This is a genomic window from Bacillus sp. 2205SS5-2 (assembly GCF_037024155.1).
GTDB lineage: Bacteria > Bacillota > Bacilli > Bacillales > Bacillaceae_K > Bacillus_CI.
In genome coordinates this window covers 18645-32173 of record NZ_JAYKTS010000040.1, presented here as the reverse complement: position 1 = coordinate 32173, position 13529 = coordinate 18645, and the positions used below count along the sequence as shown (strand labels likewise).

Here is a 13529-nt window from a genome sequence, read left to right as displayed (position 1 = left end):
GTTTTCTAGACAATTACACTATACCAAATGTTGAGGTGCTTTTTTATGTCTATTTTTCATTGTCAATGAACATTTATGAACTATAACTAACCTTACAGCTAGTTATGTTATGCATTATTTTTTATGTGCGAAAGTTGAGTTAATAAGAAATAGCAAAGACCACTAAATGGATTGTCTTCTTGTAACACTCTCAATAGCAGCCTTCGCCACTAGCAAGAGAATAGTTTCAAGTTAGGATATTTCCCCATAACAGCGACCCTCCCATAAATAAAATGATTTATGATTTATCATTAATAATACCATATAAAGGAATACTTTTTATTAAAGGGATGCAATTAGATGCAATTAGCAGCAGTTGATTGCATTCGCAGATCTTAAGTTATTGCCCCCTATAATGGAAGATCGACTATTTGTTAATTTCTATTTCACTTAGAAATTCTAATAGTACATCGGTGTACATATCTGGTTTTTGCAAATGAACTAAATGCGAGGCATATGGAATTACGCACACATGCAAATTATTATGTTTCCTTTGGTATGTTGCAGCAGAAGCCACTTCTGCTTTATTCCCTTCGCCCACCATATATAGGATTGGAGCACTAATATTATCTAAGTCAGAAGTATATTCGAAAGGATACCAGTCTTCGTCTCTAGCCCTATAAATAAATTCTCTCCAATCAGATTCGTGTATCAGATTAAGTTGACTAATCACTTCATCATTCTCCAATAATTCTTTTTGGAATTGAACCTCCTGAGCACGCATTTCATTCCAATCGTTCGGCTTATCAGCAGTGATTCCAGACAAAGTTAGGCTAAATATTTTGCTAGGATATTTCTTTGCAAATATTAAACCTTCTAATCCTCCTAGTGAGCACCCAACTAAATGAATTTTATCAATATGTAAATGATCTATTGTCTCTTTCAAATCCTCTGCAGCATCTTCAAAATAGTTGCTAAAATCAACACTTACTGACTTTCAATGTCCTCTTAAATCTGGCACTATTACTTTTTTACTTTTTTGAAGAGCCTCTCTTTGTTTCACAAAATCAGTATTTCCAGTTTGTAACCCAGAATGTAGATTAACAATAGGTTCCCCTTCTCCATTTACTTCAGTATGCAATATCATCTAATCGTCCTCCCTTTTATGCAAATTTTAATTAAACACATAATCGCTCATCAAGGCATATTCAACAAAACTGCTCTTTTATGGAACATTACTTCCACTTCATCTTACCATATTTTTTCCAATAAGACTGACAGTTTTGGTTGCACTCTACCAAACGAATTAGGGTGCAGATTAGTACGCAATTTCATATGAAAAAAGCAGTTCAATTAAGGGTACATATTGTGTTTTTGTACTCCAAAACTGAACTACTTAATTAAATCTTGTAGGTCTTCTTTTTTATCCTTATTACTTTTGATTCAAGTCTTTCACAACTAGTTGTTCCATTATGAGCCATTTAATGGAATAACAACAGCCCTTTAGTAAACCACGTACAAAGAGGTAAAACGGGACATCTTTCTTTTAATTCTACACTCACATGCTTTTTCTTATGGGATGGTTATCCTAACGATACATCCAAAATCATCATGACAACAAAGCCAACCATTAAACCTAATGTAGCTAAATCGGTCGTACCTGACGATTGTGATTCGGGTATTAACTCTTCCACAACAACGAAAATCATCGCACCTGCCGCAAAGGCTAAAGCATACGGAAGAATAGGCTGAACTAAAATCACTGCTGCCGCTCCAATGACTGCAGCAATCGGCTCGACTACTGCAGAGAGTTGTCCATAATGAAAGGCTTTTAACCGGGACATCCCCTCTCCTCGAAGCGGTACGGATAGAGCGGCCCCCTCAGGCATATTTTGAATACCAATCCCAACCGCTAGTCCTACTGCACCAATTAAGCTAGCATCACCTAGCCCTAATGAAGCTGCACCAAATGCGACACCAATTGCCAAACCTTCTGGAATATTATGTAGCGTAATCGCTAAAAACAGTAAGGTCGATTTTTTAAATTGTGTTGGTGGACCTTCAGCCTTCGATTTTTCTTCGCCTAAATGTAAATGTGGAACAATATAATCTAGTAGCCGAATAAAGAGCCCACCAAGTAAAAATCCTATTGCAGGGGCTAACCATGGAATTTGACCATTTTGTTCACTAAACTCAATAGAAGGGGCAAGTAGTGACCAAAAGGAAGCTGCAATCATAACCCCGGCAGCAAATCCTAACATCGTATGTAATGTTCGTTTCTCAATCTTAGTGAAGAAAAAAACAGTTGCCGCTCCAAGTGCCGTCAATCCCCAAGTTAATAAGCCACCAAATAGTGCTTGTATTGTAGGATTAAATTCGGCTAACCAATCTAAAATCAAATAAACTCTCTCCTCAGGTGAACAAAATAATTATCATCTATTTTGTACTAAGATGACTTTCATTGTCAATGACAGTGCAGAGAATTTGATTGATTTACCTGTACTTGACATTTTCCAACTAGGTATCTTTTCACCACTTGCTCATTTTCCATCTTTAGACAAATGAGGGAACGGCGATAAAAACACCTATATTTCCTCATTTATAGACTGGTGCGAAAAGCAACAAACTTTGCGAAAACAGCCTTTATTTATGAATATTTAGTAATTTCTTTAATACTTTCTCCCCTTGTTTATGGTCATTCACTTACTGTAAGAATAAGTCCGTTAACATAATTAATGTGTCAAATTGATAAAGTAGAGACAAGATTTTGGGGACTCTCTCCCTTTTGAAATCAAATGTTTGATAGCCCTGGATGAAGTCTTTACTTAACATCCCATATTCTTTCACACGTATTAACTAAAATAAAGAATCCCCTATCATTGAGTTTGTCCAATCAAAGACTGTTTGGATTTTTCCGTCCCTCAATATCAGATATTCTTTGCAGATATCCATATGTAGTAACCTCTTTTTAGGAGGGAATGAAGCAAAGATTTGCAAAAGCTATTCTTCATTCGGCAAAGGTAAGACCATCTTCAAGTAATTTTCAACTTGAGATGTAAGTCGAATGATTCCCTTAGAAAGGTTGGGAATGACTTTTTTTAATAGAACCTTTTAAAGCGGCTACTTCTGCATGTTATGGATGCGATTCACTAAGCGACCTATATCGTATCAGCGTTCTAGGGCACTTCCCCTTTTATGTATTCTTGCACTATGAAGTCGACAGACGTGGCCAAATGAAGAAGATGAATCGTCGCCAGAGGGAGACCCTGCTCAACACAATGATTGCTGAGGACATGTTCTTTTTGCAAACCCATTCTTGATTCTTCGGATTTCCCCCAAGGAACACAAATCACTACATCTCCCCATTCTTCTGTTGCTGCTTTAATAGATTCAACAACTTATAGGTTATCACTTCAGTCAGCTAGTTTCCCTTCCCTTTCCGATGATTAATGGTAAATATTTTTATGCCATTTTTCAAGTTCAATTTCAACAGTGTCTCTCAGTTTACTCTGTCTATTACGATAGAGAATACGGAAATACAGTGTTTTGTAGAAAGCAAGAATATTTACTTTCTTTCTAAAGAAAACTAGAGAGGGCTCTTCTTTCTTAACGGTCGCGAGTCTTGCCGAAATACCTTTGACCCAGTTGTTAATTATTTCTCCGTCCACTCCTATTTCCAAAAGAGCTTCAATCGGAAAAATCAATCGTTCATCTTCATCATCAATATAGGCGTACTCATTGAATAAACAAGTTTCCATGGCCTCTAAGCATGCCCCCACGTCATTTTTGTCAAACAACGGGTGTAGAACTGCTTGTTGTAAGTAATCCGCTCCATGCGCCACACTATGAGCCCACCCTTTTCCATCGACAAATCCACGAACATCCTCTTCTTTTTGGAGGTACTTCCAACTAGTAGCTATCGCTCGGTTGGCAAGTTCCTCAGGTAGAAAGGAATCTTGTCGATCTTTTTTAAGAATGATTGCAATAACTAAAGAAGAAAAGGAGCGTGTAAATACCGAGTCATCTTTATTTGTACCTAATCCAAAAAACAAGTGCTTCTCATCTAAACACGTTTTAACTATATGCTTCATTTGCTTTGAGGTTAGAAAGCCTTGTGAAATCAGTTTACAAAAACTCGAGTAAATTAGATGATCCCTTAGTTCTGCGTTTGTACTTCCAATATTGAGTAACATAAGTTCAATGAAATGATCCATTTCTCCAGGGACGGTATCATTTCTTAATAAGTTATTGAGCTCGCTTTCAAGTCTCAGCTGGTCTTGCATAAAAAAAACTCCTATCATCATCAATTTAGATGAATTTTATTTTAATTTTCTAAAAATCAAATCGGATGAAACAGGTTTCACACCCATTTCCCTTGCCCAAATCGATAATTGCCCGATATGATGCACTTCATGTGTCGCGATATGTTTTATAATTTGCTCATAGGATAACGTTAGTTCTTCACCACTTCTTCTCGTGATGTTGAGTTTGGCTTTTCCGAAATCCTCTGACCAATTCCGGAAAAATTCCTTCGATAGTTTTTGGGTGTTATCGGAATAATTTATAACCTCTTGGAGTGTTGAAAGGTCTTTTTCATCGACTTGAAGGATACTGGAATCATTCATTCGATTGATCCAAATTTGTTCACAATCGATCACATGAAATAGGTTATGTAAGAAACTACCCATTCCCCCTATCCTCTCTTTTCTTAACTCTTCAAACGAAACATCCGCACACCATCCAAACCAATCTTGTCTAATTTGCCAATTATAATAAAATAAATCTTTCATCTAGATTCCCCCCTTTTTTTCATGATTTTATGAAACTATCCTTGCTGTTTATTCTCATTCCAGCCTTTTTCAAGTGAATGATTCTCTTGAAACCATGCTGGCTTCAGTTTCCCAAAATTCTCATGATCAGCTCTTACTCTCGCTAATCGTACAATCATTTCCTCTGTTTCGTCAGGAGCATTGTTCAAAACCCAAACGATAGAGGAAAATTGACTCATCGCAACATAAATGGAATATAGTCTCCAGAAATTATCCGGTATATCTTCTTGAAAATATCCCTGAATTTGTCCAATGGAAAAAGACACACTTCTCTCGCTACTAAACAAAGCCAATTTATAAAAATCATGGAATGGGTCTCCCCAATCGAAATTATTAAAATCGATTACCCCTGCATATTTTCGATCTTGAACGATTAAGTTACCTAATTGGAAATCATCATGCTGTAGTCTGTTTGGGCGACTCTTCAGGTGATGTTTTTGCTGTTCTATAAATTCGAAAATTTTTTCATCTCCATTGATTTTGATTCCACATGTTTTATAGCGTTCGAGATAGCGATAATGCTTGTTCATCGTACGTTCATACCATGAACTTACCAAATGAGGAGGATCATATTGATGAAGCTTCGCTAAATCTATCCCTGCCTCTACTCCGCAAAAATATTGTTCTTTCAGCGTAAGTTCTTGAATCTTATCCTTTGCTTCTACTCCGCCTATAAAGGTATACAGACTATAGCCTAGATTTTGATCTTGGAGGCTGCCGTAATCAACTGGAATCGGAGCCTTAACTCCGTAGGTTTGCAAGTCTTGGAGGATGGAAAACTCTTTTTGCTTTCGTTCATACGTTTCCAATGAACCTATTCGCAATAAGTAATTTTCTCCTTCTTTCGTAATAAGGCGAAACTTCTGATCCTTTGAATAACCTTTTTGAATTTCCTCGATATGGATTGCGTTTCGAACAAATGAGATTCTATCATAAAGTTTATCGATTACTTTCATATATATCCTTCCTTACTATTATCTCCAATAAGAGTTAACTCTAGCGTAAAATTGTTTGATTTGAAAGGAAATTCATGAAATAATTACCATTATACTAGATTACTAGAAGGAGAGACTAGAATGATTCCGTTGATATTTTTAAATCCTTTTGATCATTAGACTCTTTCTATTCGTGGCCCTCCTCTCTTATTAGCTAACAGATTTGATTGCTAAAATAGAGAGGAAGAGAAGAATGAATAGATCTTTACTTACTTTATTAATTGGACGGATACTGACCAATTTTGCTGACAGTTTTTATATGATTGCAACCATTTGGTATGTAAAAACGGTCACTCATTCACCATTTCTGATTGGTCTAACGAGTGCCGTTGCGATTTTACCTGTAACCCTTCAATTTTTATATGGACCCCTAATTGATCGGTATTCAAAACGAAAGATTCTTACGATTGCCATGACGGGACAAGCGGTCATTGTGAGTATTATTGCTCTCTTGTATTTTTCAGACCTGCTTTGGTTGCCACTGTTATTTCTGTTAATGTTTTTCGCACTATCGCTGTCTGAATCGACCTATCCAACCGAAAGTGCGCTTATTCAACAAATCACTCCAAGAGAAAAGTTAACCAAAGTTAACAGCATCTTCTCCTTCTCCTATCAAACACTTGATCTTCTTTGCGATGCTATTTCAGGTGTTCTGATTGTTTTTGTTGGATTAGGTGTGATTTACCTGGCAAATAGCTTCATATTATTTGCCATCGCTATCCTGTTTCTGTTGTACTTACAGGAGCCAAAGTCCCCTAAAAAAGCTAGTGAATCTACGGTGGGCTTTTGGCGTCAGTATAAAGAAGATTTTATACAAGGACTTTCCGTCGTGAAAGAACGAAAAAAACTTCTGCAACTCCTATTTGGAATCATTGGTATCAATGTGATGGCGACGATGAGCCTTGCGATGCTACCTGTGATTTCCTCAAGTTCTGCTGAATTTGGTTTCTGGCTTACGTCCATGTCAATTGGGGTGCTAGTTGGGACCGTCCTGTCTAGTAAAGTGGAGAGATTCCCATTAAATCGTGTATTCCCCTTAGCGTCCTTCTTTTCAGGGGCTTTTTGGATTCTTTCGATTGTCAACATAGAGCATCTTATCCTTCGACTGACCTTTTTTGGCTTGGCCTGGGTAGGTGTGGGCGTACTCAGTATATTTGTCCAAACACTTATTCAAGTCAACCTACCTGAAGAACATATTGGAAGTGGCTTTTCCTTTCTGTCCTCGCTTCTTGGGTCACTAAGTCCACTTGGTTATCTTTTGGGTGGTCTACTGGCCGAATGGACTTCTAGTACATTGATTTTATTGCTGGCAGCAATTGGGTATCTTGGGTTTTCGCTTTATTATATACTAAATTCAAAGTTAAATAAGCTTGTTCACCCACTAGGAGTATCTTTTGAAAAAACATAAAAACAGTTCCTTCGCTAACCAAGCGGAGGGATTTTTTTGTGAAGTAAATAGGTATTGGAACATCTTCTGTTATTACGGTCATAGCCAAGAATACCGGCCAAAAATCTTGAATTGATTCGTTTGGGGTTGACATATAAATTGAATTTTTATAAAATTTACTTACCGGTCGGTAAAAAAATAGGAAAGGGACTATCGCATGTCTGATAAATACACTAAAATACTGGATACTGCCTATCGTCTCTTTGCTGAGAACGGCTTTGAAAAAACGAGTATGTCCTTAATTGCCAAGGAAGTAGGCATTACCAAGCCTGCCATTTACTATTACTTTCCTTCTAAAAACGCCTTAATTCACACACTTTTTCAGTACCTCGTGAAACAAATTCATTTTTCCAAGTTTTTTCAACAGGAAGAGTACACGGTCAAAAATTTCAAGGGAAAATTGATTGCAGATGGTCACAAAATGATTGAGCAACAAGCCCAAGATCCGCATTATTCCAACATAATGAGTGAATACCACCTTCTGAGTACAAGAGAAACACAATACGGTGAAGGACTAAAAGAGACATTAGCCGGTTTTCTCAATGGATTTATTTCTCTTCTTGAAGTCGCTGATTCTTATGGATTGCTCATGAGTACTAGCGTTCAAACTAGTGCCCAATTTTTAACTATTATCGTGGATGGATTAGATAAGTATGCTGAGAAAGAATTTCAATTTAATGCAGAGGACATTTGGGAGATGGCCGTTACAAGCATTATTAAGGGGGAGTAACATGAACACAGCAAGTAATAGAATAACTGGATTTGATACCGCTCGTGCTTTAGCTATTTTTGGAATGGTGATTGTAAACTACAAAATTGCCATCAATGCTGTAATTAATGGATCCGATTGGCTTGTCTTTCTTACAAGTTTATTGGAAGGAAGAGCATCTTCGATCTTTGTGATTGTAGCCGGTATCGGGATGTCATTGATGACAAAAAAAGCACGAGTGGAACAAAATCATACTGTAACGAGAGAATTAAGACTATTGATTTGGAAACGTTCCTTGTTTTTATTCGTGCTTGGGTTAAGCTTGTTTCTGCTCGAGTGGGATGCAGATATTCTCCATTATTATGCGTTTTATATGTTTATTGCTTCTTTCTTTATTGTGGCTTCAGATAAACTTCTTTTATTTTCTACCATAGCTATTTTACTTCTATCTCAGGTTTTCTTACTTGTCTTCAATTATCAAACAGGTTGGAATTCCGATTTTACGAGCTATGATACCTTTTGGACGCTAGACGGATTTCTCCGTAATTTACTATTAAATGGCTATCACCCCATTTTCCCGTGGATTTGTTTTTTCCTTTTCGGAATGTGGTTAGGGAGATTTGATTTTAACTCTAAAGTCGTACGAAAAAAGATACTGGTTACTGCTGTAGTGACGGCAGTGATTTTAGAAATTATTTCCTTTGTTTTCATTCAAATTTCCCGTTCAAGCTTAGGACTGGAGATTGCGAGCTATTTATTCGGAACAAAACCGATGCCCCCTAATGTATTCTATATGGTATCAAGTTCTAGCACCGCAGTGATCGTCATCTTGATCTGCATTTATTTCACTGAAAAATTTAAAGACTCCTTTGTCACTTTGTCCTTGATTTACACCGGTCAATTGGCGCTTACTCATTATGTCGGTCACTTTCTGTTTTTAGTTCTATTATTCATGTTTCAATTAGTAACAGATTCTTCACTTTGGTTTGCTGTTCTCTGCTCTTTCGTCTTCTTTTTGTTGGCCATTGCTCTATCTGTGCTTTGGAGGAAGCGCTATAAACGAGGACCTATCGAACTCCTAATGAGGAAAATCAGCGGATAAGAAACGGACCCAACTTCCGTAACCCGTGACAAGCATAAGACCGCGTCGTACAAGAAAAGTTACTTTCAAATAGGTGTAACGAGCAAAAAACCCCCACAATATGTGAGGGTTTTTCTACCATCTATAAGCACCTTCGCAAGTATTAGCCTTTGGTTCATAATAGCAATGTTGTTTATATTGCCCTGTGAATGGTTGATCATACCATGTTGGTGGGCATTCAGCATATGGATTAAAATACCATAGAGCATATTTGGATGGATGATTCCTCCAATAGTCTAAAGTTTGTTTGGCTAATCTTTTTTCCACACTTCTTGCTCTGTTATAAAAAACATTCCCTTTTTGCACTGCTTCAAAAGAATAGTTTCCTCCTTGTACTTGATAGATCACATGCGGTATTGACCTTAACGCTTTAAAATCTCCACAATTAGCTTTTAGTCGATTGACAATTACATTTCCAACCATAAGCATCCCTTGTCGCCCTTCCCCTTCGGCTTCTGCCCTCATCATCCTTGCCATTAATGAAACATCACTGTCAGTATATTTTACTCTTGGCACTATTATCACCTCTACAAGAATTGTATTAATAACAACCTGCAAAAATGTTAATGGATTTAGTAATATTGGTAAAAATCAAAAAAATATATTCAATAAACGTGTCCTTATCTAGAACAAAGAGCCTTTAAAATAATAGGCTGTTTTCGCAAAGTTTGTGGCTTTTCGAATCAGTAGATCATCTATGATATAGGTTTGTTTCGGGCATCATTTCATCTATTTATGAAGGAAATCAACCGTGAAATGGAAAATTTAATCAAAAATATGATGAAATAGCCACAATGTATACGAAAAGAGCCAAATAATAAGAAAACAATGAAAAAGGAATCATTCAGCATTTCCCTATAATATTTGAAACTTTCAGAATTTATTTTCGTATATAGAATACTAGATTGAAGATACTCAATTGGAATAGGGATTAATAGTATTCTAGCAATCTTGACAAAAATCGGATAAATAGGAGCTGTGTCAATGTTCTATGACTGAAATTCATGAAACTGTTGTTCTTATATAGATCAATAATCTTTGGAGCAATATGGTTGTTTGTATTGGTTACTCATCAAAATATTAACGGATTTAAAAAGGCTGTTTTCGCAAAAATTGTGGCTTTTCTAATAAGAATATCCCCTGATTTGTATGCCATTGTGTTTTATTCCTAATGAAAAATTCTCCATTTCTAGATAAAAAGAAAGAAATCAGTCGAAAAACTTTATTGCCTGTTTTTTCTTTATGCCCATAGCACAATGTATAGGCAAAGATCCAAAATTAAAGATGTTTAGGATTGATGGGCAAAAATCTGGTGAAATAATACGATTTCTTTAACGCATTTCGCCGTTCTGGTTAGGAATAATCTTGTTGCAGTGATAAGTTTTGAATAATCCTTATCTACTTTTCTGCCTACTTTTCTAGAAACAGAGAGAGAATCCTTTTTCACTATCTTAAATAAATATACGAAGGAGTGTAAGATGTACAATAAGATTAAGGTTTTCATCCCCATTATACTTTTGTTCCTAACGCTTACAGGCTGCAGAGTTGTTTTTTATGATGAAAGTTTACAATCACAACCCTTGAATTCAAAAAAAAGTGAAGAAGTTACACTTGAAGGAACTGTGTTTATAGAAAGAGCTAGACTTATTATTAGAGGGACAACTAACTTACCAAAGGGAACAATTATCCTTGCTGGTCTTAAAGAATTTTCTAAAAATGCAACAATCACTGATATATTTGAGGGAAACGAGCAGGTATCTGGAGATTTTGTTGAAGAATATAAAGTCGAGGTTGATGATACCGGTCAATTTACGATCGTAATAAATAAGAAACAGGCTACTATGTCTTCTCAGTTAGAAGTTTGGTTTAGACCGAATCTCCAAATAAACACGCTACAAGAAAAATTCGGAAGAACTGGAGAGTTTCTTGCAGAAGTTGAAGGTCTGGAAAATTATGAATTTGAAGGAGAAAGTTTTTCAGGTCTTGTAAAATATGCTCCCATCCTTGATGGTGGCGGAAAGTGGAAATTAGCTCCTTCTCTTACACTTTCAAGACCGATGTGATAACTATATATCCTAAAAGGAGCTTTACCTAATGGCAAATTTATATGGTGCGTTCCCTTTTATAAAATAACTTTTACCGTTTTTTTCCTCTTGCTACTTATACTGGCTGGCTGTCCCTGTGGTTGCATTCCCTAGTAATGTGCTTAAGCTTTCTATTATCTTAGTCTATAATTTTTCTACTTTAATAAACACCTCTTATTCTCTTGAATAAAGTGTAACTATTATTGTCGGTAAATAAAAATACTAATAAATAAGGAATTTAATCCACCACAAAGTGGAAAAAGAAGTTATCAATGAACAAGGGAAAAGGAGGAATAATTTTGAAGCAGTTTTTATGGATCCCTGTTCAGTTTCTACTAACTTGTACAGGACTTTTTTTATTCAGCGCGGCCGGTTCTTTGCTTATGTACGATAATGAGCTTGTTATTCATCTAGCAAAGTACCTACATACCCTAAAGCAAATTTTCCATGATGTTTTACATCCTGGCTCTATTTTTATCAGTATCGAGGAAGGAGAAAAGATATACCCCCTATTTCCAATGTTTTTTAAATTGTTCGGGTACTCCTTCCTTCTCCTGACAGCGGCGTTTATTATAGCGGTGGTCGTTTCAGCAATTACGAGTTATTTGTTCATGTTTCTTCCAAGATGGGCATACCGGATTTGCATGCGTATTCTTGACTTGTTTGACTCCCTTCCAGATGTCATGATCGTTGTACTTTTACAATTATTTATCATTTGGTTTTTCAAAAGAACAGACATTCTTCTCTTCGATATTTATAAACTGGGCGAAGACAAGATTTATGTCTTACCGATCTTTTGCCTGTCTATTTTGCCGATTGTCTTTCTTACAAAACACTTTCTGTTTCAAATACGAGAAGAAAAGGACAGGCCGTATGTGGAGTACTCCTTTTCCAAAGGATTTTCGAAAGCCTATACCCTATGGGTCCATCTATTCCGGAATGTGTGGATTCAATTTTACTACCATATCAAGCCGATTTTCCTATTGATGCTTTCGAATTTGCTGATTATTGAAATCTTGTTCAATATTAATGGGTTTATGGTTGTGATGCTCACCACAGCCACAATTGAACCAAGCGCCTTTTTCATCGGTATGCTCATGGTTTTTGTTCCGTTTTTCATTCTGTTCAACCTTGGGAGGATTTTAATTGCCAAAACAGTAGGAGGGGAGATGGAAATATGAGTGTCTTCAAGTATTTTCGTTTTTGGATACCCGTTCTTATCATTGGGGGTCTGATTGTCGGGAGCTTTTTAGTTCCTATCGTCTATCCTGACTTTGAAGAATCCGAACACCCCTATTTACGAGATTCTGAAACTAGCAAAATCATCGCTAGAGCGCCTTACTCCCCTTCCGAAATGCCTCCAATTGGAAGCGATAAGCTGGGGAGAAGCCAATTTCTTCTCCTGATGGATGGTGCTAAGTATACCTTGCTATCGGCTTTAGCAATTGCCCTTTTCCGAATGATTGGCGGTTTTATTTCCGGTCTCTTCTACGCTTTCATGCCCGGCTGGTTTCGCTCAGGATTCAAAGGACTGTGGGATACCTTTAACTTTATCCCGCTCGCCATCATTGGTTTCATACTCTTATATCCCCTTCAAATACAATTCGAAGATGGTGGTCTTCCATCAATTAAGTTTCTCCTGATTGAAATTGCTGTCATTTCAATCATGGTGATCCCTTCTCTAGGAATGTATGTCGGGCAAGGAATGAATGACTACCTGAAACATGAATTTATTGTGGCATCCCGTCAGATGGGAGCAAGTCGTTTTCACCTGATTCGAAAGCATTTGCTGCCTCACTTTAGCCGCCATTCGGTGGTAATGTTCTCAGAACAGGTGTCACAAACTCTGGTCCTATTAATCCAACTCGGTATTCTCCATATCTGCCTAGGTGGACTGAGAACTGATGTATTTGGGTTCACGGACATTCCTGCCTATTTTTCGGTAACAAACGAATGGGCTGCGACTATCAGTATCAATATCAATCAAGTCTTTATCAGACCCTATCTAGTATTGAGTCCCCTGTTTTTCTTTGCTATAGCAATTTATTGCGTGAATGAAATCAGTTCTGTTCTCCGTATTGTCCTTATCGGGGGAAATCCAGTCGGTATGAAACAGGTAAGCAAGAAAAAGAAACAACTCACAAAAACGGGTGAACTTGAACCCGAAAAAGAGGAATTTACTTTGATCAACAATAAAGCAGACAAAGCATGTTAAAGGTGCATAGATGTTCTATAGTCAAAGCCGTTTTTGGAGCAGGGATTTGACTCCTCTGCTCCTAATACTGGGGTAATCGGGTGCTCGTAAAAATTTATTTCTTACCTTTTAAAAAAGCTGTTGTCGTATA

General features: G+C 36.9%; 13 protein-coding genes and 1 pseudogene. 6 read left to right on the top strand and 8 right to left on the bottom strand.

Translation table 11 applies throughout. The features are described from left to right. Positions 1–406: 406 nt before the first annotated feature. The 7 genes and pseudogenes from U8D43_RS18870 to U8D43_RS18845 form a co-directional block, all read right to left on the bottom strand. A pseudogene (locus tag U8D43_RS18870) lies at positions 407–937 on the bottom strand (alpha/beta fold hydrolase); the annotation flags it as partial. Between the two features lie 39 nt (positions 938–976). Then, the gene (locus tag U8D43_RS18865) at positions 977–1126 is read right to left on the bottom strand and encodes an alpha/beta fold hydrolase (RefSeq protein ID WP_335872715.1); all 150 of its coding nucleotides are present in this window, start codon (positions 1124–1126) and stop codon (positions 977–979) included. 436 nt (positions 1127–1562) lie between these two features. After that, complete coding sequence (locus U8D43_RS18860; RefSeq protein ID WP_335872718.1) at positions 1563–2375, bottom strand: ZIP family metal transporter; 813 nt, start codon at positions 2373–2375, stop codon at positions 1563–1565. A gap of 460 nt (positions 2376–2835) precedes the next feature. Next, the gene (locus U8D43_RS21115; RefSeq protein WP_442893636.1) at positions 2836–2976 is read right to left on the bottom strand and encodes a phosphotransferase; all 141 of its coding nucleotides are present in this window, start codon (positions 2974–2976) and stop codon (positions 2836–2838) included. Positions 2977–3425: 449 nt separating this feature from the next. Then, positions 3426–4262: a DUF2785 domain-containing protein gene (locus U8D43_RS18855; protein ID WP_335872714.1), complete on the bottom strand. Its 837-nt coding sequence runs from the start codon at positions 4260–4262 to the stop codon at positions 3426–3428. Between the two features lie 36 nt (positions 4263–4298). Further along, a complete protein-coding gene (locus tag U8D43_RS18850; protein ID WP_335872713.1) occupies positions 4299–4769 on the bottom strand; it encodes a DinB family protein in 471 nt (156 codons plus the stop codon). A 35-nt stretch (positions 4770–4804) separates the two neighbouring features. Then, complete coding sequence (locus U8D43_RS18845; protein WP_335872712.1) at positions 4805–5764, bottom strand: aminoglycoside phosphotransferase family protein; 960 nt, start codon at positions 5762–5764, stop codon at positions 4805–4807. A 232-nt stretch (positions 5765–5996) separates the two neighbouring features. Here U8D43_RS18845 and U8D43_RS18840 point away from each other — a divergent pair, with 232 nt between their 5' ends. The 3 genes from U8D43_RS18840 to U8D43_RS18830 all read left to right on the top strand — a co-directional run bounded on the left by U8D43_RS18840 (position 5997) and on the right by U8D43_RS18830 (position 9061). After that, complete coding sequence (locus U8D43_RS18840; protein ID WP_335872711.1) at positions 5997–7211, top strand: MFS transporter; 1215 nt, start codon at positions 5997–5999, stop codon at positions 7209–7211. A 196-nt stretch (positions 7212–7407) separates the two neighbouring features. Beyond that, positions 7408–7980: a TetR/AcrR family transcriptional regulator gene (locus tag U8D43_RS18835; RefSeq protein ID WP_335872710.1), complete on the top strand. Its 573-nt coding sequence runs from the start codon at positions 7408–7410 to the stop codon at positions 7978–7980. 1 nt (position 7981) lies between these two features. Next, positions 7982–9061, top strand: coding sequence for a DUF418 domain-containing protein (locus U8D43_RS18830; protein WP_335872709.1), 1080 nt, complete (start codon positions 7982–7984; stop codon positions 9059–9061). Positions 9062–9175: 114 nt separating this feature from the next. Here the strand turns inward: U8D43_RS18830 and U8D43_RS18825 are convergent, their stop codons facing one another. Next, positions 9176–9616, bottom strand: a complete 441-nt coding sequence (locus U8D43_RS18825) for a cell wall hydrolase (protein ID WP_335872708.1) — start codon at positions 9614–9616, stop codon at positions 9176–9178. 962 nt (positions 9617–10578) lie between these two features. Here U8D43_RS18825 and U8D43_RS18820 point away from each other — a divergent pair. The 3 genes from U8D43_RS18820 (at position 10579) to U8D43_RS18810 (ending at position 13399) form a co-directional block, all read left to right on the top strand. Then, positions 10579–11163: a hypothetical protein gene (locus U8D43_RS18820; RefSeq protein ID WP_335872707.1), complete on the top strand. Its 585-nt coding sequence runs from the start codon at positions 10579–10581 to the stop codon at positions 11161–11163. A 320-nt stretch (positions 11164–11483) separates the two neighbouring features. Next, positions 11484–12365: an ABC transporter permease subunit gene (locus U8D43_RS18815; RefSeq protein WP_335872706.1), complete on the top strand. Its 882-nt coding sequence runs from the start codon at positions 11484–11486 to the stop codon at positions 12363–12365. After that, positions 12362–13399 (top strand): ABC transporter permease subunit, encoded by a 1038-nt coding sequence (locus U8D43_RS18810; RefSeq protein WP_335872705.1) that lies wholly within the window; start codon positions 12362–12364, stop codon positions 13397–13399. Before U8D43_RS18815 ends, U8D43_RS18810 begins: the two co-directional genes overlap by 4 nt. Positions 13400–13529 lie beyond the last annotated feature (130 nt).